The sequence below is a fragment of the Streptomyces sp. DSM 116795 genome (genome assembly GCF_055792905.1).
This window is the reverse complement of record NZ_CM147707.1, coordinates 4,102,770-4,127,273: the sequence shown is the minus strand read 5'-3', so window position 1 is coordinate 4,127,273 and position 24,504 is coordinate 4,102,770. Positions and strand designations below refer to the sequence as shown.

The following is a 24,504-nucleotide window of genomic DNA, read 5'->3' as shown; positions in this document are numbered from 1 at the left end:
CTCTGAACGCTGAACAAGCCGGCGGGTACGACGGCCACTCCTAAGACGGTGTCTTATGTGGTGAGGTGGATGTATCGCTTGTGGCAGCAAAGGGCCGCGGCGAGGCCGAGGAATGCCAGGTAGTTGCGGGAGTTGCGTTCGTGGCGGTGGTTGAGTCGGCGCCAACCTCTGATTCAGAACCCCCAGTTGCCCATCCCCCGCCCGGGGTGGGACGCAGGCCGCCCCGATTCGGGGCGGCCTGTGCCATGTCTCGAAGCGTCGACATTCGAGGGACCGACGCAAAACAGCGCGTCGCATCCACGGCGTGGGACCATCCGGGCGCAGGACACATACGGGCCCGCCGGTGGAGGTGATCGCGGATGCGGATCGAGGACAAGGTCGCCATCGTGACCGGCGCTGCCGTGGGCAGCGGCCAGGCCATCGCCGAACGGCTCGCCGACGAGGGCGCGGCCGTGGCACTGGTCGACATCGCGGCGCGGGAGGGCGAGGAGACACTGCGCCGCATCCGTGACCGGGGCGGGAAAGCGGCGTTCCGCCAGGCCGATCTGACCGATGCCGCCGAGGTCGGGGCCGCAGTGGACTTCACCGTTGAGACATTCGGCGGCGTCGACATCCTGGTCAACAATGCGGGCGGCGGCGGCCACATCCCGCCGCACTTCCCCGACGCGACCCCGGCGCAGTGGGGCGCCCTCCTCGACCTGAACCTGCGCATGCCCCTGCTCGCCACCCAGTTGGTCCTAGGCACTATGAGCAGGCGCGGCAGCGGAGCCGTCGTCAACATCGGCTCCACGGCAGGGCTGGGCACCAGCCACCACCGGTCCGTGGAATACGCCGCAGCCAAGGCAGGCCTGATCCGGGCCAGCACCTCGCTCGTACACCTGCGGCGCACACACTCCGTACGCGTCAACTGCGTCGTACCCGACTGGATCGAAACGGACCGTGCGCGGCGGGAGTTGGCCGCCATGAGCGAGCAAGAGCGGGCGGCGCAGCCGCCGCTCGTGCCGCTGAGGGAACTGTGCGACCACGTCGTGGCGCTCATCGCGGACGACGCCGCGGCCGGCAGAGCGATCGTGCTCGATCGCGGCCATCCGCCGCGCGTACTCAACGACGATCCGGACCAGGGCCGAGGCGAGGGCTAAGACGGTGTCCTAGGAGGTGAGACGGATGTATCGCTTGTAGCAGCACAGGGCTGCGGCGAGACCGAGAAAGGCCAGGTAGTTGCGGGAGTTGCGCTCGTAGCGGGGGCTGAGCCTGCGGTAACCCGACAGCCACGGCATGGTGCGCTCGATGACCCATCGGCGTCGTCCCAGGCGTTCGCTGGACTCGATGCCCTTGCGGGCGATGCGTACTCCGATGCGTTTGCCGCGTAACCATCGCCGCAGGCGAGGGATGTCGTACGCCTTGTCGGCATGCAGGCGCTGGGGCTTGAAGTACCGGCTGCGGTGGGGGTCGTGTCTCGTTTGGTGACCCGTCACCATGGGCTTCAACGCTTCGCTGTCATGGACGTTGGCGGCGCTGATCCCGACGACCCAGTGGCAGTCCGTTCGCGTCCGACAGGATGTACATCTTGGAACCCGGCTTGCCCCGGTCCACGGGCGACGGACCTGTGTATTCGCCCCCTTTTTGGCCCGTACATGTGCAGAGTCGAGGACGACTCGGGAGACGTCGATCAGGTCGGCGTCATCGAGGAAGTGCAGGATCTCCTCACGCAGCCGGCCCCACACCCCGGCCCGTGACCAGATCACAAAGCGGCGGTGGGCGGTGGACTTCGATATCCCGAAGCACGGCGGCAGCGCGCGCCAGGCGCGGCCGCTGACGAGCACGTAGATGATGGCCGCGAACACCGTCTCATCAGGTGTGTCCTGGGTTCCGCCGCCCTGCGGTCGCACCTTGGACGGCGGGATCAGCGGCTCCGCGATCTCCCACAGCCCGTCCGGAACAATCCAACTCCATGTACCCCGGCCCATGTTGAGCCCGACCGCTTCACCACATAGGACACCGTCTAAGAGCTCGTCTCATTTGGGCTTGATGGTCCGTCGGTAGCCTGCGGCTGTGGGGATCGTGGAGCGCATGGTGCCGGATGAGTTGTGGGAGCTGTTCCAGCGAGTGGTGCCCGCCGCGCCTTCACGGCCGCAGGGTGGCGGGCGGCTTCGGCATGGGGACCGAGAGGGTCTTGCGGCGATCATCTTCGTGGCTACGTCGGGGTGCACCTGGCGGCAGTTGCCTCTGTCTTTCGGCCCGTCGGGGCCGACGGCTCACCGCCGTTTCACCGAGTGGTCCGAAGCTCGAGTGTGGGCGAAGCTCCACCGCGTGGTGCTGGACGAGCTGGGTGGACGCGGAGAGCTGGACTGGACGCGTTGCGCGATCGATTCAGTGAACATGAGGGCTCTCAAAGGGGGGCACTGACAGGTCCGAATCCTGTCGACCGGGGCAAGAACGGGTCGAAGATCCACTTGATCACCGACCGCTCTGGTCTGCCCCTGTCCATCGGCATCTCCGGTGCCAACACCCACAACAGCCAGGCCCTGATACCCCTGGTCAAGGGGATACCGCCGATCCGATCCCGCTGCGGCCGTCGCCGACGCCGGCCCGGCAAGCTGCACGGCGACAAGGGCTACGACTACCGCCACCTGCGGCGCTGGTTACGAACTCGCGGTATCACCCACCGCATTGCCCGCAAGGGCGTCGAGACTTCGCAGCGGCTGGGCCGTCACCGATGGACCATCGAGCGAACCATGGCCTGGCTCGCCGGCTCCCGCCGCCTCCACAGACGATACGAGCGCAAGGCCGACCACTTCCTCGCGTTCACGAGCATCGCCTGCACTCTCATTTGCTACCGCAGACTCACAAGATGAGGGGGGCTCTCAGGAGCTCGTCTCATCGGGGTGACGAGTTCGGTCCGTGGCACATTCGTGGTGGGGCGCATTGGGCATGCGTAGGGCGAGGAGGGCGATGTCGTCGTGGCCGTCGCCGGGGTGCTGGTCGGCGAGGGTCCGGCAGAGTTCGTCCAGCGGCAGGTGGGTGCTGCGTTCAGCGATCGCGGCGAGGGAGGCCAGGCCCACGTCGATGGACTGGCCGGGCCGTTCGACCAGCCCGTCGGTGAAGAAGATCACCTTGGCGCCTTCGGGCAGGGAGCGGGTGCTGTCGAAGCGTGGGCGGCTGGGATCGACGCCGAGTGGAAGGCCGGGCTCGGTGTGCAGGTACTCGGCCGCGCCGAAGGGGGTGAGCAGCAGGGGCGGGAGGTGGCCTGCGCTGCTCCACCGCAGGCGCCAGCCGTCGCTGCTCGGCTCGATGCAGGCCACGCATGCGGTGGTGACGGGGTTCTCGTTGATCGCGTGCAGCGTTCGGTCGAGTGTGGCCAGCACCGAGCCGGGCGCTGCGGGCTGGTCGTAGAGCAAGGCGCGCAGCATGTTGCGGATCTGGGCCATCGCGGCGGCGGCTTGCAGGCTGTGCCCGGCGACGTCGCCGATCACGGCACCGACGGCGCCGCCGGGCAGCGGGAGGGCGTCGTACCAGTCACCGCCCAGCTGCTCGGCGGCGGGCCGGTAGACGACGGCCGCCTGGAGGGGGGCCAAGTCCGGCAGCGTCGGCAGCAGCAGCCGCTGGAAGGCGAGCCATCGGGACGTGACGTCCCGCAGGGATACGACACGCAGCGCAGCACCGTTCGCGGTGGTCGCGCTGACGCGCATCTCGACAACTCTGACGCCGCCCCCGGGCTGCGTCAGCTCCACGTCTGTCGACTGGCCGGCCACGATCGGGAAACCGAACGGGGCGTCCAGCAGATCCTGGGCGGGGCGGCCGAAGAGCTCCGTTGCGGCTGGGTTGCACAGCCGGACGATCCCCTGGTCGTCCACGGCGATGATCCCGTCAGCGGACGCGGAGATGACCACGTCGATGAGGTCGCCTCCCAGCCCGCCGGCCCCGGCTCCGGGGTCGTCTCTCGTCATGAGGGTGTGCGGCGCTCAGATGTCATCGCCGATGACGCCCGGCCACGGTGGCGCGTCCAAGCCGACGGCTTCCATTTCATCGAGGGTGGCGACCGGGGCGCCGATGTGCATGCCGCCGGAGTCGATGGTGATCTGGCGCACGGCCTCGTCGTGGGCGGAGCCGCGGTTTTGCACGACGGCTACGGTGCGCCTGATCATCCCGGCGTTCTGGAAGTACCGCAGTGCGATGGTGACGTCAGTGAGGCTGGCCAGTTCACGCGCGATCGAAGGTGTCTGCACAGGTGTAAAGCGGCTGGTGGGGGCGGAGGTGAACAGCGTGGTGATGCGGTGCTCGCGGACGACCGCACCCAGCGCGATCACCAGGTCCAGCAGCGCCCTCGGTGTGGCGATGCGTTCCAGCGCGGACAGCGTGTCGATGACCAGGCGCTCGGGCTGGAAATCCTCCACGGCTCGCCTGATCCGGATGAAGTAGTCCTCCAAGGAGGCCACTTCCGGGTAGTCGCACACCACCTGCAACTGGCCGCCTTCTTCCATGGCCTCCAGGTCGATCCCCCAGCCTGCGGCGTTGCGTCTCATCTGCTCGCGGGTCTCGTCGAAGGTGAACCCCAGGCAGCGCTCCCCCGCTGCGACACCGGCCTCCAGAAACTTCAGACTGGTCAGCGTCTTGCCGGACCCGGAGGGCCCGGACAGCAGCACGACAGCGTCCCGGTAGAACCCGCCACCGCACATCCGGTCCAGTCCGGAATTGCCGGAGGACACGCGGGTACTGGAGGCCGGCGCGGACGGCATACCGAGGAAAGCGAGGGGGATGACGACAAACCCTTCGCGCGGGTCGATGGTGAACAGCCATTCCCCCGTGCGGTGCGGCGCACCGCGGAGCTTGACGATCTCGACGGTCCGGCGCCGGCGCTCCTGGAACAGCACATTACGCAGGACGATCACGTTGTCGACGACGAACTCCTCGACTCTGTACCGGGATACGCCGTCGTACTCACTGTTCCGCTCGGCTGTGATGATCGAGGTGACCCCGAGCGAGGTCAGTGCGGAAGCGAGCCTGTAGCTCTCCCGGCGGACGATCCCGGTGTCGGTGAACCGGGCGAACACGGCCCCCAGCGAGTCCAGTACCACACGGGAGGCGTCGATCCGCCGGACCGCGTGCTCGATGCGGGACGTCAGCGCGCCGAAATCGTAGGCTCCGATGACGGCGGCTTCCTCGTCCTTGCTCTCGGCGGCGTCGACGAACGCCCACTTCCCCTCGGCTTCCCACTGCTCGATCGGAAAGCCCAGCGAGGTGAAGTTGCGGCGGATCGCATCCGGCGTCTCCTCGAAGGTGACGAACACCCCCGGCTGACCGTTCTCCGCGATCCCGCGGGCGAGGAACTCCCCGGCAAAGATCGTCTTACCGCTGCCGGTCGTGCCGGTGACCAGGGTCGGCCTGCCTGCCGGCAGCCCGCCGATCGCCACCTGGTCGAACCCGTTGATCCCAGTGGGAACCCGCTCGATCGCGTCGCCGTCAGTCATCGCCGGCCTCCTTCTCCATCCGGGCGTCCTGCGGCTCATCCGGCAGGCCCAGTGCGGACGCGACCCTTGGCGGATCGGACAGGTCCCCGATCACCCGCAGCTGCGGCAGCGGCAGCAGCCTGACCACAGTCGGCGTGGCCAGGATCCGCTGCTCCTCCGCCAGCCCAGGCCGCGCCACCACGTCCACTACTTCCACCTCGTAGCCGCCCGGCAGCCGCGCCTCGGCCAAGGCACGCAGATTCGACTCGGCGGCGCTGGACCGCTCCGACTGCCCAGCCACGTACAGGCAGAACGCGTAACCCGCCGTCACCTGTCCGACCTCCCCGATCGCCCGGAACACGCCCCCGCCCGGTCACCACAACCCACGACACGGCCCCACCCCGACTGGCCTCCCGTGACGTCCATCCAGGCACCTGCCCTTCCAGTCCGGGTAGCCCTCGGGAGCTCACCAGAAAGACACCTCGCGCAACCCGACGTAGACGCGCCAGCGCCTGCCGAGCCTCACAGCCCTCTGCCGTCCTCTCGACATGACGGAGGCGCCACGAGAACCGACCGCAGGCGGGCAGCACTGCCTCACAACGTCACACCGCATGCCGCCAGGCGCGAGCCCGGGGGGCCGAACGGGTTCCGCGGAAGGCGCTCATGCCGCGCTCGACTACACCATGCGCTCTTAATCCCCACAGCCGCAGGCTGCCGACCGGCCATCAAGCCCAAATGAGACGAGCTCTAAGAAGGTGGACTACAAATCCGGATGCGGTGCGAGCCTCGGCACTTCTTCATCAGCCCTCAGTGGAACGTGGGCAACACCTCCTGATGCCCCTTCCGCGTCCGTCATCTCACCCGCCGGCGACAGAGCGTACTGATCCAGCGCGGGACATCGCGTCGTCGGAGGCGGCCACCCCGGCTGCTCATCGAACCGGGGTGGCCTCGCCGATCTGCAAGCCCGGGCGTGCAGACAGCGTGCAGCGCTTGCTGCCACGATCCGGTGGCGTATGCCCCCCAGCGTCGCTCCGGGGTTCCGCTGGGACATGAGATCCCTGACTGGTGCCTTGCTGCTGGCTGGATGCGCATCACCTGCCCCAACTGGCTTGGCACGCCGCCGGGATGAGACGAATGAGTGCTCGGAAGAGGGGGCACAGGGATGTCGTGTCTCGTCGTGGGACAGCCACGGCAGTTCGCACGACCTGGTCTCGGTCGTGCGCGGCCCAGGCCGATGTCAGCATTCGGCGCGCTCCCTGCCACAAGAGCGTGCGCCCAGTAGAAGAAGGCCACCCAGGGCCGGGTCGGACCGGGGTGGCCATGAGGGTCTGCAGATTCGGGCTGCAGACGCCACGCCACACGTGTTGCCGACGCTTCGCCATGTATTCCAGGCGGTAACGGATGCGAGGCAACGCGCCTTCACCCGGAGTGAGTTTTCAGAGCGGGCAGTTCGGCGAGGAGCGCCTGATCAGCACTGTGGAGCGGGTTGGACCTCTTCACGGGAGGTGCACGCTGGCCGAAATACGCCGGGGACGCCACCCCGGACGGTCTGCAGCATTGCTGTCTCGGTCCAGTTTGGGGATGCCGCTGCGGTCCGTGACGACATCCGCAGCTTGGTCGTCGGGCAAACAGCAGGACGACGATGCGGTGTTGGTGGTCGACGAGACCCGCGATCTGAAGAAGGGCATGCACACGGTCGGCGTTCAGCGTCAGTGCACCGGCACCGCCGGTCGCATCGAGAACAGCCAGGTCGCCGTTTGCCTTGCCTACTCCACTTCGCGCGGACACGCGGCGACCGATGGGGAGTTGTACGTTCCACGAACCTTGCGCGGGGGGGTGCGGTGCTTGCGCGGCAGATCGCCGGGTAGGCGCCAGCCACGCAGTCGATGAGCGCACGCGCCGAAGGAGAAACTGTCTATGCCACGGGTCGAACCGGCCACCAGGAACCCTGACAAAGGCTATGTAGCGCTTCTTGGCTGGAGTCTCAATGCGGTTGAAGCCCTCGACCGGTTCGACCGGCGATACGTCGTCGTGGCACCGGAGTGGGCCGAGCAGTACTGCGTCGAGCACGACATCCCCTACGTGCCGTGGAATTTCGAACGGCTCAACGACCGCTCCATGGAGATCGCCGAGACTCTTCAGAACGAGGGTGTCGACGTCGCGATCCCGATATTCGAGGAAACGGTTGAATGGGCAGGGGCGATCAACTCCGTTCTGCTGGACAACCCGCGTTTGTACGGTCAGGCCCTGCTGCTGCGGGACAAGGCGCTGATGAAGCGCCGCGCTCAACTCGGCGGCATCCGGGTCGGAATATTCGAGGAAGCCCACGACCGGGACGACGTGATCCGCTTCCTCAAGCGCGTCAATCAGACCCTGCTCAAGCTGGACGGTGACCCGAACGACCCGATCCATCTCAAGGCGTTCGACAAGGCAGGATGCCTCGGACACCGCGTCATCCGCACCCCGGACGAGGTCGACACGATTCCGGACGAGGAGTTCCCGGTTCTCATGGAATCCCACCTCGACGGCTGGGAGTTCGCGGTCGAGGCGTGGGTGCACAACGGGAAGATCAAGTTCCTCAATATCTCCGAATACGTCACGCTGGGATATTCGGTGTTCGCGCCGGCAACCCCGGAACTGGAGCGGTACCGCCCGCAGATCACGGCGCAGATCGAGAAGCTCATCAAGACGTTCGACATCGAGTTCGGCTTCGTGCACCCAGAGTATTTCGTCACCAGCGACGGCGAGATGTACTTCGGCGAGGTCGCCTACCGTCCGCCGGGCTTCAAGGTGTTCGAACTGCTGGAGCGGGCGTACGGGTTCAACGCCTACCATGGGCTGGTGCTGGCCTTCGACCCGAAGACGACCGAGGAGGAGATCGACGCCTTCTTCCCGCGCGAGGTCGTCGACGCGTCCGGGGTCGCCGGCTGCTTCGGTGTGTACCCGCGCCGCCGCGTCGTCAGCGACCTGCAGATCCCGGAGGAGACCGAGGACGACGACTACTACGAGTCGCACGACCTCTCGACACCGCTCGAGGAGACTGTCACCAAGAGGACCGCGTTCGGCACCCACTGGGGCCTGGTGTACTTCTTCGGTGATGACCCCTACCGGATGCGCGACCTGTTGAAGAAGCAGGAAGAGCTCGACTTCTACGTCTGAGGACCCCGTGGACGCAGGAGACCAACCCGAGGGAAACCCTTTGAAACCGACCGCGGACGTCAGCGGTGAGGCCACGACGCTGGACAAGCGCGTGACCTCACTCGACGACGCCATCCAGGCCATGGCCGAAACCCGCGACTTCGGCAAGCACACGAAGCTGCGGCGGGTCCTGGAAGCGTTGCGACGGGTGCTCATGCAGCCGGGCGGCGCCGCGGCGGTCCAGGCCAGGGCACAGGCCCTCGAGGAAGCCGGGCTTTTCCGGGAGACGGACTGGGCGTCACCGGAGATCCTCATCCCGTCGCTGGTCAGCCCGGGACTGCACAGCAAAGACGCGGACACCGTCGTCATGGAGGCGACCAGCGAGCTCCGGATACTCGCCGTCGCGTGCGGCGACTTCGCGCACCCGACGCTGCCCGCCGAGGACGCCCGCCAGTTCCTCTCCCAGGTACTGGCAACGAACCTCGAGCTGCTGTTCACCCCGCCCAGCGAGGCGGAGCGAACCCAGCAAGGCCGGACCGCACAGCTCATCCGGGACCTGTTCCGCCACCTCGCCGACGAGATCGGCTACGACAACGTCCTGGACAACCTGGTCGACGAGATCTGGCGGATCCTGCGCCAGCGTCCGATCCAGGTCGAGGCGGTGCAGTCCCTGATCACCCGGATCGCGACGTACCGCGACGACCCGGACGTCGATCTTGGCGGGTCGTCAGGGCAGGGCTTCGACCGGCTCATCACGAGCCTGTTCGGGACCACCGAGGCGTGCCGGGAGGACCCCGGCATCGACGTCTTCCGCTCCAGGCTTGAGGCGATGGACGCCGGTGGCCTGCAGTACGAGGCGACAGGGTTCGCTCGGGCGATGCACGACACCGGCCTGGTGTCGCCATACCACGCGGAACTGCTCCGGTTCCTCCTGCGCGAGAGCGACTACCTCATCGGTGAGGCGCTCGGCCTGTCCGACACCGGCCGGAACTGTCTGCTTCGCTACAGCCAACTGGTGCACCGGTTGATCGAGGTGGCCGTGCACCCGCAGACCGCGCAAAGCATCTACGGGCTGGCGCTGCTACTCGACCGCGGCATCCTCTACGAGCCCCCGGTGGTGCCCGCGCTGTGGCGCCAGCTGGCGCTCGATCTCTCTCCGGTCGCGCGGGAGCGATTGACGACGGTTTTCGGCGAGGTGCCGGGGCCGGAGGCGCGGCTGGTCGCGGGGGTGCTCTCGATGCTGGGCCAGCCGCTCGGCGTCGGCCAGGGCGACAACCCCACCTGTCAGTCGGCCCGCGCGCTGTCGATGTGGTCCTACAACGACCCGGACTACCTACTGCAAATGGTGGTCTGGGCTGCCCGCGACGACGAGATCCTCATGCATTTCGAGGGTCAGCCGATCTCGTCGAAGGACAGCGCGACCGGAGTCGCGAGCACCCTGCCGATAGACCTGGACCCCGTATCGCTGCTCGTGGTCCCCCACTTGGACCGGATCTACGCCGAGATGGGGCGGCGCTGCGCCGCACGGCCAGGGGACCCGCACCGGTGGGTCAACCCCGAATTCCACGGCTGGTGGGCGGCCCGTGGATTCCACATCAACGTCGACGTCGCGACCGGAAACCTGGTCGACCTCGAGGAGTTCCTGCGGCAGTTCCACGCCGGCTACCACCCGTCCTACAACGGCGAGCAGCCGCTGATCCATCCGCAGCCGGCCGGCGTCGCCGTCACCGACAGCGCGGCCCGCTACGTCGGCTGGCACGCGATCACGATCCTGCGGGCCGCGCCGGACCCACAGGACGTCATGCGGGTGTACTTCTTCAACCCGAACAACGACAGCGGCCAGGACTGGGGCGACGGTGTCGTCGTCTCCACCGCGGGCAACGGCGAGCGGTTCGGCGAGGCCTCACTGCCGTTCGACCAGTTCGCCTCGCGGCTCTACATCTTCCACGCCGACCCGCTCGAGCACGGCGAACCGGAGCGGGTGCCGGCCGAAGACGTCGCGCGGATCATCGGCTACATCGAGCGCAGCTGGGGCAACGACCGGCTACCCGCGGGGACGCTGCAAGCCGTCGAAAGGCCCACGAGCCTGTGAGCCTGCTGCGAAACCATGGGCGTGACGGTTGCGGCGGACGAAAAGATGGCGGTGGCAGGGACGGCCGTCGGCGATGTGGGCCAGAGCCCAGTCGTAGCAGCGGTGGCCTTTGGCTCCGACGCCTGCGGAGAGCTTCTGCCAGGCTGGTTTCGGCAACTTCTTGAGCAGAGCGTCCGCGCGGATCCTGCCTGTGTGTGGCGCTGACGACGTTCATCAGCCTCTTCCTGCTCTACGACGGCGCCCGGATCTGGAACTGGGTGCTCAAGCTGGTGCCGGGTGCGGCCGGCGAGGCCGTCGCCGGCGCCGGCCCGCTCGCGTGGGCCACCCTGACCGGATACGTACGCGGCACGGTGCTCATCGCCCTGCTCGACGCCGTCTTCATCGGCCTGGGACTGCTGCTCCTCGGCGTACCGCTCGCGGTGCCGCTGGCAGTCATCATCTTCGTCCCCGCCTTCGTACCGATCACCGGAGCCGCCGTCTCGGGCGCTCTCCGTGCTCGCCGCCCTCGTGACCAACGGCATGCTCTCGCCGGAAGTGATTCCACACGATCTGTTCAGCGGTAGGCCTGACAGACGATCGAGACTCCCCCGAGACCGCAATGCGCTCGGCAACGGTCGCCTTCTCGTCCGTACCGAAACCGTCGTGACCCACAGCTGTAGTCTCGGCCTTCGCCTCCCCGACTCTCGGGCATTGGGGTAGTGCCCGAGTAGCTCGACCGAGAGCAGCAGAGCGACCGGTGGCCACCCGGCGACGATCACAGGCTGCCAACCCAGGTTGGGGGCCGCTGCACCGCCAGCACCGACCACGAGGCATCGCCAGCCCGGCAATGCCTCCGAGGAGCACTGACGGTCGCAGAAACGACCAGCTCACGATGGGTACGGCTATTCGTGGATGCTGTTGGAGCCGCCTGTCGGATTCGAACCGACGACCTTCTGTTTACAAGACAGATGCTCTAACCAGCTGAGCTAAGGCGGCGGGCCGGCCCGCCCGTGCGGAGCCAGCGTGCCCGTGCAGTCTACCCACCCAGGCCGGAGGGTCCGCGATGCGGTTTCGTTGCTGTCCGAGTGCTGACAAGACGCGCACCGGCGGGTTAGCGTCACCGCACGTTCACAGCAGTGAAACGTACTCCCCTTTACGACGGATCGTCCGGCACGTACCTGCCGGTGAAGGAGACAACAGCATGGCTACGGTCACGTACGACAAGGCCACCCGGATCTACCCGGGCGGCGAGAAGCCCGCCGTCGACAAGCTCGACATCGGTATCGAGGACGGCGAATTCCTGGTACTCGTCGGCCCCTCCGGTTGCGGCAAGTCCACCTCCCTGCGGATGCTCGCGGGCCTCGAGGACGTCAACGAAGGCGTCATACGCATCGGCGACCGCGACGTCACTCACCTGCCGCCCAAGGACCGGGACATCGCCATGGTGTTCCAGAACTACGCGCTCTACCCGCACATGAGCGTCGCCGACAACATGGGCTTCGCGCTCAAGATCGCGGGTGTGAACAAGTCCGAGATCCGCAAGAAGGTCGAGGACGCGGCGAAGATCCTGGACCTCACCGACTACCTCCAGCGCAAGCCCAAGGCGCTGTCCGGTGGTCAGCGTCAGCGCGTGGCGATGGGCCGTGCGATCGTCCGTGAGCCGCAGGTCTTCCTGATGGACGAGCCGCTCTCCAACCTCGACGCGAAGCTCCGCGTCCAGACCCGTACGCAGATCGCCGGTCTGCAGCGGCGCCTCGGCATCACCACCGTGTACGTGACCCACGACCAGGTCGAGGCCATGACGATGGGTGACCGGGTCGCCGTACTCAAGGACGGGCTGCTCCAGCAGGTCGACACCCCGCGTCACATGTACGACCGCCCCGCGAACCTCTTCGTCGCCGGCTTCATCGGCTCCCCCGCCATGAACCTCGTCGAGGTGCCGATCACCGACGGCGGCGTGAAGTTCGGCAACAGCGTCGTCCCGGTCGAGCGCGAAGCGCTGTCGGCAGCCGTCGAGAAGGGCGACAAGACCGTCACGGTCGGCGTCCGCCCCGAACACTTCGACGTGGTCAACGGCGAAAGTTCCGACACCGCCCTCTCCAAGGACGAGCCGGCCGGCGTGGCCGTCACGGTCAACGTCGTCGAGGAGCTCGGCGCGGACGGCTACATCTACGGCACGTCCAAGGTCGGCGGCGAAGACTGCGACCTCGTCGTCCGCGTCTCCGGCCGGAAGGTGCCCGAGAAGGGCGCCGTCGTGAACGTGGTGCCGCGCGGTGGCGAGACGCACGTCTTCTCCACCTCCACCGGTGAGCGCCTCAGCGACTGATTCGCTGACCGGCTGATCCGCTGACCGACCGCGCCGCTCAGCGCGCGCAGGGGCCGTATGCCTGCACAACAGCCAGGCGTACGGCCCCTTTTCGCGCATTTCCAGACATTTTCGCGCCGCGCGTCAACCTCCGTCACGGACACTCCCGTGCGCCGTCGCTCGCCGGAGTGACCGAATGTCGCCAAATCGCCACTCTTCGCTACGATCGCGGGCGTGAACCACGTTGCCCGCCGAATCGGCCGAACTCTCGCTCTCGTTCTCCCAGTCGTACTCGTCCTGTCGGGGACGCTCGCAATCGTCCGCGTGCCATGGAGCTCGTCGTCCTCCTCCAGTACGCAGATGCTCACGGCGTCCGAGCACAGGGCGTCCACGAAAGCGACGTACCGCGCGCCCCAGGACGCGCTGCGCGACCGGCTTGTCGCCGAGCTGCAGGAGAAGGACCCTGGTGTGGCGCTGACCAGCCTCCAGCAGGAGATGTCGGAACGCCCGTCGCTGGCCAGGCACTGCGCATCGCTCGCGCGGGCGCTCGGCCGTGCCGCCGTGCAGAAGTACGGCAGCGTGCAGCGCGCCAACCGCTGGTCGCGCCCCGTCTGCGACACGTCGTTCGCCACCGGCGCGTCCCGGATGCACCACCACTGAGCCGGACGACGGCTCAGTCGTACGACCACCCTTGAGCCGTACGACCCCTGAGCCGTACGCCCCGATGTGCTGACCGCCCGCCTGCCGACGACGGCTCCGCGGGCGTCCGCCGCATAGGGTGCGCTGCATGATGCAGCTCCCCACCCAAGCCGTGATCCTGGCCGGCGGCCAGGGGACGCGGCTGCGTCCGTACACCGACGACCGTCCGAAGCCCATGGTCGAGATCCCCGGCACCGGAATCCCCATCATCGGGCACCAGCTGGCGTGGCTGGCAGCCGAGGGCGTCACCGATGTCGTCGTCTCCTGCGGCCACTTGGCCGACGTGCTGGGCAACTGGCTGACGACGGCCGAGCTTCCGGGCGTCGCGGGACGAAGTACCTTGCGGACCCGGGTCGTTGTGGAGGAGGAGCCGCTGGGCCGCGGCGGCGGCCTCAAGTACGCGGCGGCCTCGCTGCCCCGGCCCGACGAGCCCTGGTACGCCACCAACGGCGACATCTGGACGCGGTTCGCGCTGCGCGAGATGGCCGCGTTCCACGGGGAGCGGGACGCCGTCGCCACGCTCGCGCTCGCCCGCCCGCGCATTCCGTGGGGGGCGGTGGAGACCGATCCGTTCGGTCACATCCTCGACTTCATCGAGGCCCCGCCGTCGCCGTATCTCGTCAACGCCGGTGTGTACGTGTTCTCTTCGTCCTTCACCGCGATGCTGCCGGACCGCGGCGACCACGAGCGCACGACGTTCCCGAGGCTGGCCCGCGAGCGCCTGCTCGCGGGCTTTCAGCTGCCTCAGGGTGCGTACTGGCGGGCCATCGACACCGCCAAGGATCTGGAGGAAGCCGCAAAGGAGTTGAAGGACGCGCAGGCCTCGGGACAGGAGGCCGGTCAGGTAACAGTGCAAGGGGCCGCACGGGAGCGGTGAGGTCCGGGAGGTCCCGGCCCCGGTTCTGTTTCCGCCTCTGTTTCCCTGCTCTGTCTCTGTCTCTCTCTGTCTCCGTCTCCGTCTGCCACCGGAGACACCACAGCCACCGGGGGCCGAGGGGGGCACGGATACGAGGGGCCCCCTCGCCCCCGAGGCCCCTCTGCCGTCCCTCCGATGCCCGGTCAGCCCCGGTCAGCCCAGGAGGCCGCCCAGGCCTCCTCCGCCGCCAGAGGACGAACCGCCGGCACCGCCCGAGGACGAACCCCCGCTCCCGCCACCGGAGTTGGAGCCACCGCCCGCGCCGCCACCGCCACCTGTGCCGCCGCCCGTGGCCGAGCCGCCGCCCTGCGTGGCGCGCGTGCCGGGCGCCGAGTGCCGCGGCGGCTGCGCACCTGGGAGGGTCTGCGGCGGCGCCTGTACGGTCTCGCGCTGGCTCGGCCGGGACGGGTCGCCCCGCCGCCCCTCGCCCGGCGACGCCGACGTAGAAGGCCCGCCCGAGCGGCGGCTGCCGGCGCCGGCGTCCGCGCCCTGCGTGTGCCCGTCGGCGGGGCGTCCGCTGTCCGTACGGGCGCCCGGCTCCTCGGGGAGGGGCGAGCCGGGCAGCCGGTTCGTCGGCGGTTCCCCGGGCTCGGGCATCTTGGCGGTGTGCGAGGCACGAACCGCGCCACCCAGCATGGAACCGGTCAGCATCGCGATCCCGGCGACCACTGACACGATCACGGTGCCCCGCTGCAGCACCCGTCGCCGCAGGTCCCGCAGTTCGGCCCGCGGCCCCAGCTTGCGCCAGGCGTCGGCGGCGAGCCTGCCGTCGACGGAGTAGACGGGCGCGCCCGCGATGACCAGCGGGCTCCACGCGGCGAGATAGATGATGTCCGGCGCCTCGTACGCGGGTCCTGAGCTCCAGCTCACCGTCATCAGCAGTGCCGCCGAGAGCAGCGCCCCCACGGAGGCGGCGAGCCGCTGCCAGAGGCCGCACACCGTCAGCACGCCGATGACGATCTGGAGAAACGCCACTGTCAGCCCGGAGCCGACGGGATGGGCCAGCGCGAAGTCCCGCAGCGGGGAGGCGAGGGCCCAGGGTTCGAGGGAGCGCAGCCAGGTCACCATCGAACCTCGCGCGTCACCGTCGAAGTAGACCGGGTCGCACAGCTTGCCCATCCCTGCGTAGACCGAGATGAAGCCGAGGAAGATCCGCATGGGCAGCAGCACGACGCCGAGGTTCATGCGGCGGCCCGGGTAGTACGCCTGGCGGCCCGTGCCGGTGGCCGCCGCGACCCGGGAGCCGGTCCGGACGTCGGCGTCGGCGGCGTCCTCGAACTCCCCTTGTGCGAGCGGCCGTTCGCCGCGAAGGGAGTAGTCGCCGGGCTCACCGCGTGCACCCCGGTCACCGAAGCCGCCGGACTCGCTGTCCCCGTATTCGCCGTATTCACGGCCGAACTCGCCGCGCCGTCCGTACGGGTCGTACTCGCCGGGCTCCGGGCCGTCGAAGGCCCCGCGCGCCGGGCGTACCCCGTGGAGCAGGGACTGCGGCTGCGGTTGTGTCGACTCGGGCGAACGCGGCCCGCGCGGGCCGACGACGGTCGGCGGGGCGAGGGTGTCCTCGTCGATCCGCGGCAGCACCTGGGTGGTGGAACCCGCGGGCTCCGCCGCATCCAGGGCGCCGGGATACGCCACATGCGACAGCCGGGTGGCCCCGGTGTCCTCGGGGCCGGTCTGCACGCCCCACACGACGGGCGTACCGGCCGGGCCGGAGGGCCCGTCGGCGAACGATCCTGCGGCGGGCATGCCGGACACAGCGGGAATGTGTCCGGCGGTGACGGGCTCGGCGGCGGGCGGCGCGAGCTGCACCCGGAAGCTCGCGTGTGTGACGACGACCTCAGCCGGATCAGAGGGGACCTTGACCGTGCTCAGCCCGGGTTCGTCGTCGAAGAAACCGCTCGGGCCGCCCTGTTGGGTGTCCCCAGGACGCCGGCCCGAGGGGTCGGGCGTGCGGGGTGTTCTGGTGTCCACACTCCTCTAACCGAGTGACGGACGCTTAAGACACTGCCTTGACCGCCCCGATCTGTCCGAGGCCCGTCAAGGCCGGGCGGCGGCCCCGGCGACCTGCGCCGGGCCGGGTGGCCGCCGGGCCCGGTGCCTGAGTGCTCAGGGCGCCGCGGTACTCAGCCTCGGCGCCGCGCCGCTTCGTAGAGCACGACGCCCGCGGCCACACCCGCGTTCAGCGACTCGGCACCGCCCGGCATCGGAATCCGTGCCCGTACGTCGCAGGTCTCGCCCACCAGACGCGACAGGCCCTTGCCCTCGCTGCCGACGACGACCACCACCGGCCCGTCCAGCACGTCCAGATCCGGGAGTTCCACGTCGCCGTCCGCCGCGAGGCCGACCACCATCATCCCGGCCTTCTGGTAACTCTCCAGCGCACGCGTGAGGTTGGCCGCACGCGCCACTGGCGTATGCGCCGCCGTGCCCGCCGAGGTCTTCCACGCCCCTGCCGTCATCCCCGCGGCCCGCCGCTCGGGCACGACGACGCCGTGCCCGCCGAAGGCCGACACCGAGCGGACGACCGCGCCGAGATTGCGCGGATCGGTGATCCCGTCGAGCGCGACGATCAGCGCGTCCTCGCCCTCTTCGAGCGCGGCAGCCGCCAGATCGTCCGGATGCGCGTACTCGTACTCCGGGACCTGCAGCACGAGCCCCTGGTGGTGCAGGCCCTTGGTCATGCGGTCCAGCTCGGGCCTGGGCGCCTCCATCAGATGGATGCAGCCGTCCTCGCCCGCGAGGCGCACTGCCTCGCGCACCCTGTCGTCGTTGTCGATGAACTGCTGCACGTACAGCTTCGTCGCCGGTACGTGCGCGCGCAGCGCCTCGACGACCGAGTTGCGGCCGACGACCAGCTCCGCGGGGCTCCTGCCGCCGCCCTTGCGCTGCGGACGCCCCTGCGCGCGCCGGGCCTTGGCCTGCGCGGCGCGCTGCTTGGCGTGGCCCTTGCGCATCTCGGCGGGCGGCGTGGGGCCCTTGCCCTCCAGCCCGCGGCGCCGCTTGCCGCCGCTGCCGACCTGCGCGCCCTTCTTGTTGGACGTACGCCGGTTGGGGCGCTGGCTGTTCCCGGCCATCGGGCACCTGTTTCTTCTCTGCTGGGACTGCTGGGCTGCTGATGCGTGCGGTCCGCTGCGGCACGCGCGGTTGCCGGCGCGGGGACCGGCTGCCGCCATTATTCCGGAGGGCGGGCCGTACCGAAGAAGTGGATCATCGGCGGAAGGCACGGCCGCCCCGGGGCCCACCGTCGGGAAGGGATCGGGAAGGGAAGGGGCGCCCGCGGACCGCGGTTCAGCGGTCGCGGTTCAGCGGTCGCGGTTCAGCGGTCGCGGTTCAGCGGTCGCGGTTCAGTGGCCGCCGCTGCTGCCGAGCTCCCAGCGCGGACCGGACGGGGTGTCCTCGATGACGAGACCCGCCTGCTTGAGCTCGTCGCGGATGGCGTCCGCCGTGGCGTAGTCCTTGCGCTCGCGCGCAGCCTGCCGCTGGGCGAGTACGAGGCGGACCAGCGAGTCCACGGCGTCACGCAGCTCACCGCCGTGGCCGGCGTCGGTCTCGGTGGACTGCCAGCGCGCATCGAGCGGGTCGAGGCCGAGGATGCCGAGCATCGCACGTACGTCCGCGAAGGCCTTCGCGGTGGCCTCCTTGTCGTCCTCGCTCATCGCGGCGTTCCCGTGCCGGACCGTCGTGTGTACGACCGCCAGCGCCTGCGGGACGGCGAAGTCGTCATCCATCGCCTCGGCGAAGGCGGCCGGCACCTCGTCCGCCGGACGCGTGTCGCCGACCGTCTCCCCCGCCCGCTGCAGGAAACCCTCGATGCGGCCGAAGGCGGCATCGGCCTCGCGCAGCGACTCCTCGCTGTACTCGATTGTCGAGCGGTAGTGCGGCGAACCCAGGTAGTAGCGAAGGACGATGGGCCGCCAGTGCTTGACCATCTCGCTCACGAGCACGGAGTTGCCGAGCGACTTGCTCATCTTCTCACCGCTCATGGTGACCCAGGCGTTGTGCGCCCAGTAGCGGGCGAAGGCGTCGCCGTAGGCCTTCGACTGCGCGATCTCGTTCTCGTGGTGCGGGAAGACCAGGTCGACGCCGCCGCCGTGCAGGTCGAAGGACGGGCCGAGGTACTTGTGGGCCATGGCCGAGCACTCCAGGTGCCAGCCGGGACGCCCGCGGCCCCACGGCGTCTCCCAGCTCGGCTCGCCGGGCTTGGCGGCCTTCCACATGGCGAAGTCGCGGGGGTCGCGCTTGCCGGTCTCGCCCTCGCTCTCGGGCTGCAGAAGGTTGTCCAAGTCCTGGTTGGAGAGCTGGAGATAGTCCTCGTACGAGCGGACGTCGAAGTACACGTTCCCTTCGGCCGCGTAGGCGTGGCCCGTGTCGATGAGCTTCCGCATCATCTCGATCATCTCGGGGACGTGGCCCGTGGCGCGCGGCTCGTACGTGGGCGGCAGGCAGCCGAGGGCGTCGTACGCGGCGGTGAAGGCACGCTCGTTGTCATAACCGATCGCCCACCAGGGGCGGTTCTGCTCGACGGCCTTCACGATGATCTTGTCGTCGATGTCCGTCACGTTCCGCACGAACGTGACGTCGTAGCCGCGGTGGGTGAACCAGCGGCGCATGATGTCGAAGTTGAGACCCGACCTGATGTGCCCGATGTGCGGGGCGGCCTGCACGGTGGCGCCACACAGGTAGATCGAGACATGGCCCGGCGTCTGCGGGACGAAGTCGCGGATCTGCCGGCTGCTGGTGTCGTACAGGCGAATGCTCACGCGACCAGGGTAGTAGGCCCGTGAGGCCGGGTGCCCCGCACACCGGGCAAGGTGGCGCCGGATCGGCAGAGACGGCAGAAGACGGCAGAGAACTGCCGGGGACAGCCGGGTCTGCCATGCCGCCTGGGCCGCCGGGTGTCAGGCGTTCCGGGCGGGGGCCGGGGTCGGGGTCGGGGTCGGGGTCACAGCGGACAGATGACGGATATCAGCTGACAGTTGACGGCTGACGGATAACGGCTGACGAGTAACAGGTAACAGATGACAGATTTCAAAATCTGTCAGAGCCGCCCGGCGACCCTCCGCGGACTCACCCGCACCACGACCCGCTCGGCGTCCTGCTCCCAACGCGGGTTGAACTCGGCGTAGTTCTTCCCGACGTACTTCTGGGCCAGCTCGTCGATCAGTTCGCGCCCGCCCTCGGTGGTCAGGGTGACGGTGCCGCGGATCTCGGCGTACGTGTACGGGGCGTCCGCGGGCTGCACCATCACCGTCACGCGGGGGTCGCGCTTGAGGTTGAGGGCCTTGCGGCGGTCTAGCGTGGTGGAGATCAGCAACTCGTCGCCGTCACGCTTCACCCATACCGGTGACACCTGAGGGCTTCCGTCGGGCTGGATCGTCGCGATGCTGACGAAAACGGGAGTGTCCAGAACCTGCTTGAGGTCGTCGGAGAGCTGTGCTGCTGCCAAGACGGTCGCCTTCTCTCGGAGGATCGTCGGTTTCCGCGGCCGCTCGCCGGCCGCCTCACCTCCAACACCCGTACGGCGCCCGGTGTTCCGGGCTGCGGCCCGTTCTCACACGTGCGGCGGCAGCACCAGCGCCGTCGCGGTCGCCGCCAGACCCTCGCCGCGGCCGGTCAGGCCGAGCCCGTCCGTCGTCGTGCCGGACACGGAGACCGGGGCGCCGACCGCCTCGGAAAGCGTCCGCTGGGCCTCGTCCCGCCGCTTGCCGACCTTGGGCCGTACGCCGATGATCTGGACCGCGACATTGCCGACGGTGAAGCCCTCCGCCCGCAGGATCCGGGCCGCCTCGGTCAGCAGGGCCACGCCGGAGGCGCCGGACCACTCGGGCCGGCCCGTGCCGAAGTGAGCGCCCAGGTCGCCCAGTCCGGCCGCGGAGAAGAGGGCGTCGCATGCGGCGTGCGCGGCGACGTCGCCGTCGGAGTGCCCGGCGAGGCCATAGCGCTCGCCCTCCCAGAGCAGACCGGCGCACCACAGTTCGCGCCCCTCTTCGAAGGCGTGCACGTCAGTGCCGACGCCGACCAGCGGGACGAGTGGCGGTCCGCCCTGAGTTGCCTGCGCCTGGGCTTGGGCCTGCGCCCGCGCCCCCTCTCGCGACTCAGAAGCCATCGGTCGCACGCCTCCTCGCCAGGACTGCCTCGGCCAGCACCAGGTCCAGGGGCCGGGTCACCTTGAACGCCTCGTCGTGCCCCGGCACGACGACCACCTCGACGCCGAGCCGCTCCACCATTCCCGCGTCGTCAGTCGCTCCGTCGCCCTCCCGCACCACCTGGGCGTGCGCGGCGGCGAGCACCTTCAGCTCGAAGCCCTGCGGAGTCTGCACGGCCCGCAGCCGCGAACGCTCGGGGGTGCCGGTGACCGGCTCGGGTTCGCCGTGGCCGCGCACCTGCACCTCCTTGACGGTGTCGGGCACGGGAAGCGCCGGTACGACGGCGGGCGCTCCTCCCCGTACGGCCGCAGCCACCGCGTCCACGGTCTCGACGGGCACCAGGGGGCGGGCGGCGTCGTGCACGAGCACGGAGTCGACGTTGTCCGGGAGCGCCGCGAGGCCCAGACGCACCGAGTCCTGACGCGTCTCGCCGCCGGGGACGACCACGACGTCGGTCGAGGTCTCGGCGGGGCCGGTGTGCTCGTCCAGCAGGCGCCGCACCTCGTCGGCGCCGTCCGGCGGCGCGACCACGACGACGAGGGAGACGGCACGTGAGCGGGCCATCGCCCGCACGGCGTGCACCAGCATCGGCGTACCGCTCAGCGAACGCAGTGCCTTCGGGGCGCCCGGACCGAGGCGGATGCCGCGGCCGGCGGCGGGGATGACGGCGGCGGTGCGGTGGCCGGAATCGCCGGCGGGAGTGCCCTCGCCTGCTCTTTCCGGGTGGCTCTGATGCGACTCGCCCGCGGATTGCATTGACATCGCTTCCACGTTCAGGTTTGTGTCCTCAGCCGGTGTGGGTATGGCCTGGGATACCCCCGGCCGTAGGTTGGGGGCGTGCCGGGCGCGAAGCCTTGACCGGCCCTTCCGTGATTTCCGGTCGAGGCGGTTGCCCGGGCCCGGCACGCACACGGCAGTAGTCAGCGAATGTGACTGGGCGCGGCACACCGAGCAGGGTTGAGGTTACTGAACGCTGCCGGGGGCCGCTCGCACAGTGTGAAAACACGGCAGTGCGCGAGCGCTGCGGTGCGGGCACACGTGCGGACATGCCGCAGCGCCCGGCGACGTGACGACGTCACTCGGGCACTGCGGCACAGCCTTGCTCTACTGCTGCTCAGACTTGCGTACTGCGGGGTGAACGGCCTGCCCTGCCGGCCCTGCTCTCTCGTCGCTCTCCCGGCTCCCGCGCGGTCAGGACGCGAGGACCTCGTCGAGCAGCGCCTCGGCCTTGTCCTCGTTCGTGTTCTCCGCGAGAGCGAGCTCGCTCACCAGGATCTGGCGGGCCTTGGCGAGCATCCTCTTCTCGCCGGCGGAGAGCCCGCGCTCACGCTCGCGGCGCCAGAGGTCACGTACGACCTCCGCCACCTTGATCACGTCACCGGACGCGAGCTTCTCGAGATTCGCCTTGTAGCGCCGGGACCAGTTGGTCGGCTCCTCGGCATACGGTGCGCGGAGCACCTCGAAGACCTTGTCCAGCCCGTCCGAACCGACCACATCTCGTACGCCCACGAACTCCGCATTGTCCGCTGGCACACGAACCGTCAAGTCGCCCTGCGCAACCTTCAGAACCAAGTAGGTCTTGTCCACGCCTTTGATCTGGCGAGTTTCGATAGCCTCGATCAGCGCGGCCCCGTGATGGGGATAGACCACGGTGTCGCCAACCTTGAACGTCATGTGTCAGGTACCCCTTCCGTGACTATCCAGAGTAACACGGAATCGGGCTCTTCTGAATGGCGTTTTCGCAGGTCAGACCGCATCTCGGGGCTTGACAAGCGGCCCTGTTACGTGCTGCGGGCACCGCCTTGGGGCGGGTATTCGCAGGTCGGGGCACTTCTGTACGTGCATCGAAACACAACGGACACGTGCGAAGAAGGTGCTTCAGAAAGCATCTGCTGTCCGTTTTGTCCGACTGTAAGTCGTCGCCCGTTCGGCCCTCTTCAGCTCTTCCCTGACTTTCCCAAGAATTGATCAGCAGTTCCGCTGATCAATTCACAAGCCGTTCGCATTCTTTACCCGGAAACGGCCTCGTCCGATGTGTCGGGCCCGCGCTCCCGCGTACGCGCGGGCCCGCGCGGCGCGCGGCGGGAGGGCCGCGTGCGGAGCGCCACCGGGCGCTCGGTAACCTGAGCGGCGCCACAGATCAGGTCACAGATGACAGATGACAGATCGCCGTATCCGTCCGCGACCGGCACGTAGTTCGGCCGCCAGAGCTCGCCCAGGAGTTGCCGCCGCCGTGAGCAGCAGCATTCGACGCGGCACCCTTGCCGCCACCGCCCTCACGCTCGCCGTCGTCACACTGTCCGCCTGCGCAGCCGGACATGACGCGGAGACGCTCGAAATCAAGCCGGACAACGCCGCGACCTCCGTCGGCTCCGTCAAGGTCCAGAACGTCAACATCGTCACACCCGACTCCGGGCAGGGCCCCTCCGCCGTCACGGCACGGATCTTCAACGAGGGCTCCAAGGACGAGACCCTCACGGCGATCGGCGTCAAGGGCGCCGGTGCACGCGTGAAGCTCCGCCCCGCGAAGGGCGAGCAGGAGCTGACGGTGCCGGCGGGCGGTTCGCTCGCCCTGGGAGGCAAGGGCAACGCCTCTGCCGTACTGCCCGAGGCCGGTGCGGGTGCCGTGCAGGACGGAAACGCACAGCCGGTCTCGTTCGACTTGAGCCGTACGGGCAAGGTCACGCTGCGGGCGACGGTGGTGCCCGCGCACGGCGACTACAAGCACTTCGGCCCGACGGTCGCTCCGTCGCCGAGCACGTCCTCCAGCACGCCCTCGGGCTCCCCGTCGTCCTCGCCGTCGGAGTCGTCGCCGGGCAGCCCGTCGGAGGAGGCCACGGGTGCCGAGTCGCCGGGCGCCGGTGACGACGAGGCGGAGGAAGCCGGCGAGGCCGGGACCGAACACGAAGGCGAACAGGCGGAGGCGGAGGCGGAAGGCCACGCCTCGGGGCACTGAAGCGCCGGAGCCGCCGGCCCCTGAATCGGCCACCCGGACACCCGGACAATGCGTGAGGCCCCGTCCGTACGGTCCGTACGGACGGGGCCTCACGCGTCTTCCGCTGCGAGTGCGTTCAGGTGCGGGCCCGGGGCCCGCACTGGCGATCGCGGCCTACGGCTCGAACTTGTAGCCCAGGCCCCGCACCGTCACCAGGAAGCGGGGTGCTCCCGGGTCGGGCTCGATCTTGGCGCGCAGGCGCTTGACGTGGACGTCGAGGGTCTTGGTGTCGCCCACGTAGTCGGCGCCCCAGACCCGGTCGATCAGCTGCATACGCGTCAGCACTCTGCCTGCGTTCCTGAGCAGCATCTCCAGGAGGTCGAACTCCTTCAGCGGCAGGTCGATCTTGCTGCCGGAGACGGTGACGACGTGCCTGTCGACGTCCATGCGGACCGGGCCGGCCTCCAGGGCCGCGGGGGTGACCTCTTCCGGCTCGCCCTGGCGGCGGAGCACGGCCCGTACCCGCGCGACCAGTTCGCGCGAGGAGAAGGGCTTGGTCACGTAGTCGTCTGCCCCTATTTCCAGGCCGACGACCTTGTCGATCTCGCTGTCCTTGGCGGTGACCATGATGACGGGGACGTTGGAGCGGCCGCGCAGCTGGCGGCAGACCTCCGTACCGGGCAGGCCCGGCAGCATCAGGTCGAGCAGTACCAGGTCGGCGCCGTTGCGTTCGAATTCGTCGAGCCCGTCCGGGCCGGTGGACGCGACGGCGACCTCGAAGCCTTCCTTGCGCAGCATGTACGACAGTGCGTCGCTGAACGATTCCTCGTCCTCGACGACGAGCACT

The 24,504-nt window shown here is 69.1% G+C and carries 20 protein-coding genes, 1 tRNA gene and 4 pseudogenes; 10 read left to right on the top strand and 15 right to left on the bottom strand.

Annotated features, from left to right (window positions below):
- Positions 1-53 precede the first annotated feature (53 nt).
- Positions 54-173, bottom strand: a pseudogene (locus ACSMXX_RS17880) (IS5/IS1182 family transposase); the annotation flags it as partial.
- A 186-nt stretch (positions 174-359) separates the two neighbouring features.
- Between ACSMXX_RS17880 and ACSMXX_RS17875 the strand changes: the two are divergent.
- Entirely contained in the window at positions 360-1,139 is a 780-nt protein-coding gene (locus tag ACSMXX_RS17875; protein WP_473179693.1) for an SDR family NAD(P)-dependent oxidoreductase, read from the top strand.
- Positions 1,140-1,148: 9 nt separating this feature from the next.
- Here ACSMXX_RS17875 and ACSMXX_RS17870 read toward each other — a convergent pair whose 3' ends face one another.
- A complete protein-coding gene (locus ACSMXX_RS17870) occupies positions 1,149-1,967 on the bottom strand; it encodes an IS5 family transposase (protein ID WP_473179692.1) in 819 nt (272 codons plus the stop codon).
- Positions 1,968-2,070: 103 nt separating this feature from the next.
- On the opposite strand from ACSMXX_RS17870, the gene ACSMXX_RS17865 reads away from it, so the two are divergent.
- Positions 2,071-2,855 (top strand): IS5 family transposase gene (locus ACSMXX_RS17865; protein WP_473184836.1). Its coding sequence is split into 2 segments (ribosomal slippage): positions 2,071-2,404 and positions 2,404-2,855, totalling 786 coding nucleotides; the frame shifts between segments, so codons are not numbered across the junction.
- Between the two features lie 9 nt (positions 2,856-2,864).
- Here ACSMXX_RS17865 and ACSMXX_RS17860 read toward each other — a convergent pair.
- Genes ACSMXX_RS17860 through ACSMXX_RS17850 form a run of 3 tightly spaced genes read right to left on the bottom strand, consistent with a single transcriptional unit; the run spans position 2,865 to position 5,778 of the window.
- Complete coding sequence (locus tag ACSMXX_RS17860) at positions 2,865-3,947, bottom strand: PP2C family protein-serine/threonine phosphatase (RefSeq protein ID WP_473179691.1); 1,083 nt, start codon at positions 3,945-3,947, stop codon at positions 2,865-2,867.
- Positions 3,948-3,962: 15 nt separating this feature from the next.
- The gene (kaiC, locus tag ACSMXX_RS17855; protein ID WP_473179690.1) at positions 3,963-5,468 is read right to left on the bottom strand and encodes a circadian clock protein KaiC; all 1,506 of its coding nucleotides are present in this window, start codon (positions 5,466-5,468) and stop codon (positions 3,963-3,965) included.
- The gene (locus ACSMXX_RS17850; RefSeq protein ID WP_473179689.1) at positions 5,461-5,778 is read right to left on the bottom strand and encodes a circadian clock KaiB family protein; all 318 of its coding nucleotides are present in this window, start codon (positions 5,776-5,778) and stop codon (positions 5,461-5,463) included. The genes kaiC and ACSMXX_RS17850 overlap by 8 nt, the downstream gene beginning before the upstream one ends.
- Before the next feature lie 1,188 nt (positions 5,779-6,966).
- On the opposite strand from ACSMXX_RS17850, the pseudogene ACSMXX_RS17845 reads away from it, so the two are divergent.
- The 3 genes and pseudogenes from ACSMXX_RS17845 to ACSMXX_RS17835 all read left to right on the top strand — a co-directional run.
- Positions 6,967-7,271: pseudogene (locus ACSMXX_RS17845) on the top strand (transposase); the annotation flags it as partial.
- A 93-nt stretch (positions 7,272-7,364) separates the two neighbouring features.
- A complete protein-coding gene (locus ACSMXX_RS17840) occupies positions 7,365-8,606 on the top strand; it encodes an ATP-grasp domain-containing protein (protein WP_473179688.1) in 1,242 nt (413 codons plus the stop codon).
- Positions 8,607-8,646: 40 nt separating this feature from the next.
- Positions 8,647-10,677 (top strand): hypothetical protein, encoded by a 2,031-nt coding sequence (locus ACSMXX_RS17835; RefSeq protein ID WP_473179687.1) that lies wholly within the window; start codon positions 8,647-8,649, stop codon positions 10,675-10,677.
- A 24-nt stretch (positions 10,678-10,701) separates the two neighbouring features.
- On the opposite strand, the pseudogene ACSMXX_RS17830 reads toward ACSMXX_RS17835, so the two are convergent.
- Positions 10,702-10,866, bottom strand: a pseudogene (locus ACSMXX_RS17830) (IS701 family transposase); the annotation flags it as partial.
- Between the two features lie 20 nt (positions 10,867-10,886).
- Between ACSMXX_RS17830 and ACSMXX_RS17825 the strand changes: the two are divergent.
- A pseudogene (locus ACSMXX_RS17825) lies at positions 10,887-11,205 on the top strand (AI-2E family transporter); the annotation flags it as partial.
- A 370-nt stretch (positions 11,206-11,575) separates the two neighbouring features.
- On the opposite strand, the gene ACSMXX_RS17820 reads toward ACSMXX_RS17825, so the two are convergent.
- Positions 11,576-11,652: transfer RNA gene (locus tag ACSMXX_RS17820), tRNA-Thr, on the bottom strand.
- A 205-nt stretch (positions 11,653-11,857) separates the two neighbouring features.
- On the opposite strand from ACSMXX_RS17820, the gene ACSMXX_RS17815 reads away from it, so the two are divergent.
- From ACSMXX_RS17815 to ACSMXX_RS17805, 3 genes are all read left to right on the top strand, one after another.
- On the top strand, positions 11,858-12,982 hold the full coding sequence (locus ACSMXX_RS17815) for an ABC transporter ATP-binding protein (RefSeq protein WP_473179686.1): 1,125 nt from the start codon (positions 11,858-11,860) through the stop codon (positions 12,980-12,982).
- Positions 12,983-13,195: 213 nt separating this feature from the next.
- On the top strand, positions 13,196-13,621 hold the full coding sequence (locus tag ACSMXX_RS17810) for a hypothetical protein (protein WP_473179685.1): 426 nt from the start codon (positions 13,196-13,198) through the stop codon (positions 13,619-13,621).
- A 127-nt stretch (positions 13,622-13,748) separates the two neighbouring features.
- Positions 13,749-14,537: a nucleotidyltransferase family protein gene (locus ACSMXX_RS17805; protein WP_473179684.1), complete on the top strand. Its 789-nt coding sequence runs from the start codon at positions 13,749-13,751 to the stop codon at positions 14,535-14,537.
- 192 nt (positions 14,538-14,729) lie between these two features.
- On the opposite strand, the gene ACSMXX_RS17800 is transcribed toward ACSMXX_RS17805, so the two are convergent.
- The 7 genes from ACSMXX_RS17800 to ACSMXX_RS17770 all read right to left on the bottom strand — a co-directional run bounded on the left by ACSMXX_RS17800 (position 14,730) and on the right by ACSMXX_RS17770 (position 22,396).
- The gene (locus tag ACSMXX_RS17800) at positions 14,730-16,547 is read right to left on the bottom strand and encodes a DoxX family protein (RefSeq protein ID WP_473179683.1); all 1,818 of its coding nucleotides are present in this window, start codon (positions 16,545-16,547) and stop codon (positions 14,730-14,732) included.
- A gap of 152 nt (positions 16,548-16,699) precedes the next feature.
- Entirely contained in the window at positions 16,700-17,650 is a 951-nt protein-coding gene (gene rlmB / locus ACSMXX_RS17795) for a 23S rRNA (guanosine(2251)-2'-O)-methyltransferase RlmB (protein WP_473179682.1), read from the bottom strand.
- A gap of 270 nt (positions 17,651-17,920) precedes the next feature.
- Complete coding sequence (cysS, locus tag ACSMXX_RS17790) at positions 17,921-19,336, bottom strand: cysteine--tRNA ligase (protein ID WP_473179681.1); 1,416 nt, start codon at positions 19,334-19,336, stop codon at positions 17,921-17,923.
- A gap of 278 nt (positions 19,337-19,614) precedes the next feature.
- Complete coding sequence (locus tag ACSMXX_RS17785) at positions 19,615-20,022, bottom strand: PPOX class F420-dependent oxidoreductase (protein ID WP_473179680.1); 408 nt, start codon at positions 20,020-20,022, stop codon at positions 19,615-19,617.
- Positions 20,023-20,127: 105 nt separating this feature from the next.
- Complete coding sequence (gene ispF / locus ACSMXX_RS17780) at positions 20,128-20,682, bottom strand: 2-C-methyl-D-erythritol 2,4-cyclodiphosphate synthase (RefSeq protein ID WP_473179679.1); 555 nt, start codon at positions 20,680-20,682, stop codon at positions 20,128-20,130.
- Complete coding sequence (gene ispD, locus ACSMXX_RS17775) at positions 20,672-21,484, bottom strand: 2-C-methyl-D-erythritol 4-phosphate cytidylyltransferase (protein ID WP_473179678.1); 813 nt, start codon at positions 21,482-21,484, stop codon at positions 20,672-20,674. Before ispD ends, ispF begins: the two co-directional genes overlap by 11 nt.
- Before the next feature lie 429 nt (positions 21,485-21,913).
- Positions 21,914-22,396: a CarD family transcriptional regulator gene (locus ACSMXX_RS17770; protein ID WP_045861969.1), complete on the bottom strand. Its 483-nt coding sequence runs from the start codon at positions 22,394-22,396 to the stop codon at positions 21,914-21,916.
- A gap of 559 nt (positions 22,397-22,955) precedes the next feature.
- Between ACSMXX_RS17770 and ACSMXX_RS17765 the strand changes: the two genes are divergently transcribed.
- Positions 22,956-23,678, top strand: coding sequence for a copper chaperone PCu(A)C domain-containing protein (locus ACSMXX_RS17765; RefSeq protein ID WP_473179677.1), 723 nt, complete (start codon positions 22,956-22,958; stop codon positions 23,676-23,678).
- A 153-nt stretch (positions 23,679-23,831) separates the two neighbouring features.
- On the opposite strand, the gene phoP is transcribed toward ACSMXX_RS17765, so the two are convergent.
- Positions 23,832-24,503 carry a two-component system response regulator PhoP gene (gene phoP / locus ACSMXX_RS17760; RefSeq protein ID WP_473184835.1) on the bottom strand — a complete coding sequence of 224 codons (672 nt, stop codon included), beginning with the start codon at positions 24,501-24,503 and terminating at the stop codon, positions 23,832-23,834.
- Position 24,504: the final 1 nt, after the last annotated feature.

Excerpts from the sequence above, each read along its gene's own strand:
- ACSMXX_RS17875 (WP_473179693.1), top strand. The coding sequence starts at position 360 with ATGCGGATCGAGGACAAGGTCGCCATCGTGACCGGCGCTGCCGTGGGC.
- ACSMXX_RS17870 (WP_473179692.1), bottom strand. The coding sequence starts at position 1,967 with ATGGGCCGGGGTACATGGAGTTGGATTGTTCCGGACGGGCTGTGGGAG.
- ACSMXX_RS17860 (WP_473179691.1), bottom strand. The coding sequence starts at position 3,947 with ATGACGAGAGACGACCCCGGAGCCGGGGCCGGCGGGCTGGGAGGCGAC.
- kaiC (WP_473179690.1), bottom strand. The coding sequence starts at position 5,468 with ATGACTGACGGCGACGCGATCGAGCGGGTTCCCACTGGGATCAACGGG.
- ACSMXX_RS17840 (WP_473179688.1), top strand. The coding sequence starts at position 7,365 with ATGCCACGGGTCGAACCGGCCACCAGGAACCCTGACAAAGGCTATGTA.
- ACSMXX_RS17815 (WP_473179686.1), top strand. The coding sequence starts at position 11,858 with ATGGCTACGGTCACGTACGACAAGGCCACCCGGATCTACCCGGGCGGC.
- ACSMXX_RS17805 (WP_473179684.1), top strand. The coding sequence starts at position 13,749 with ATGATGCAGCTCCCCACCCAAGCCGTGATCCTGGCCGGCGGCCAGGGG.
- rlmB (WP_473179682.1), bottom strand. The coding sequence starts at position 17,650 with ATGGCCGGGAACAGCCAGCGCCCCAACCGGCGTACGTCCAACAAGAAG.
- ispF (WP_473179679.1), bottom strand. The coding sequence starts at position 20,682 with ATGGCTTCTGAGTCGCGAGAGGGGGCGCGGGCGCAGGCCCAAGCCCAG.
- ispD (WP_473179678.1), bottom strand. The coding sequence starts at position 21,484 with ATGTCAATGCAATCCGCGGGCGAGTCGCATCAGAGCCACCCGGAAAGA.
- ACSMXX_RS17770 (WP_045861969.1), bottom strand. The coding sequence starts at position 22,396 with ATGACGTTCAAGGTTGGCGACACCGTGGTCTATCCCCATCACGGGGCC.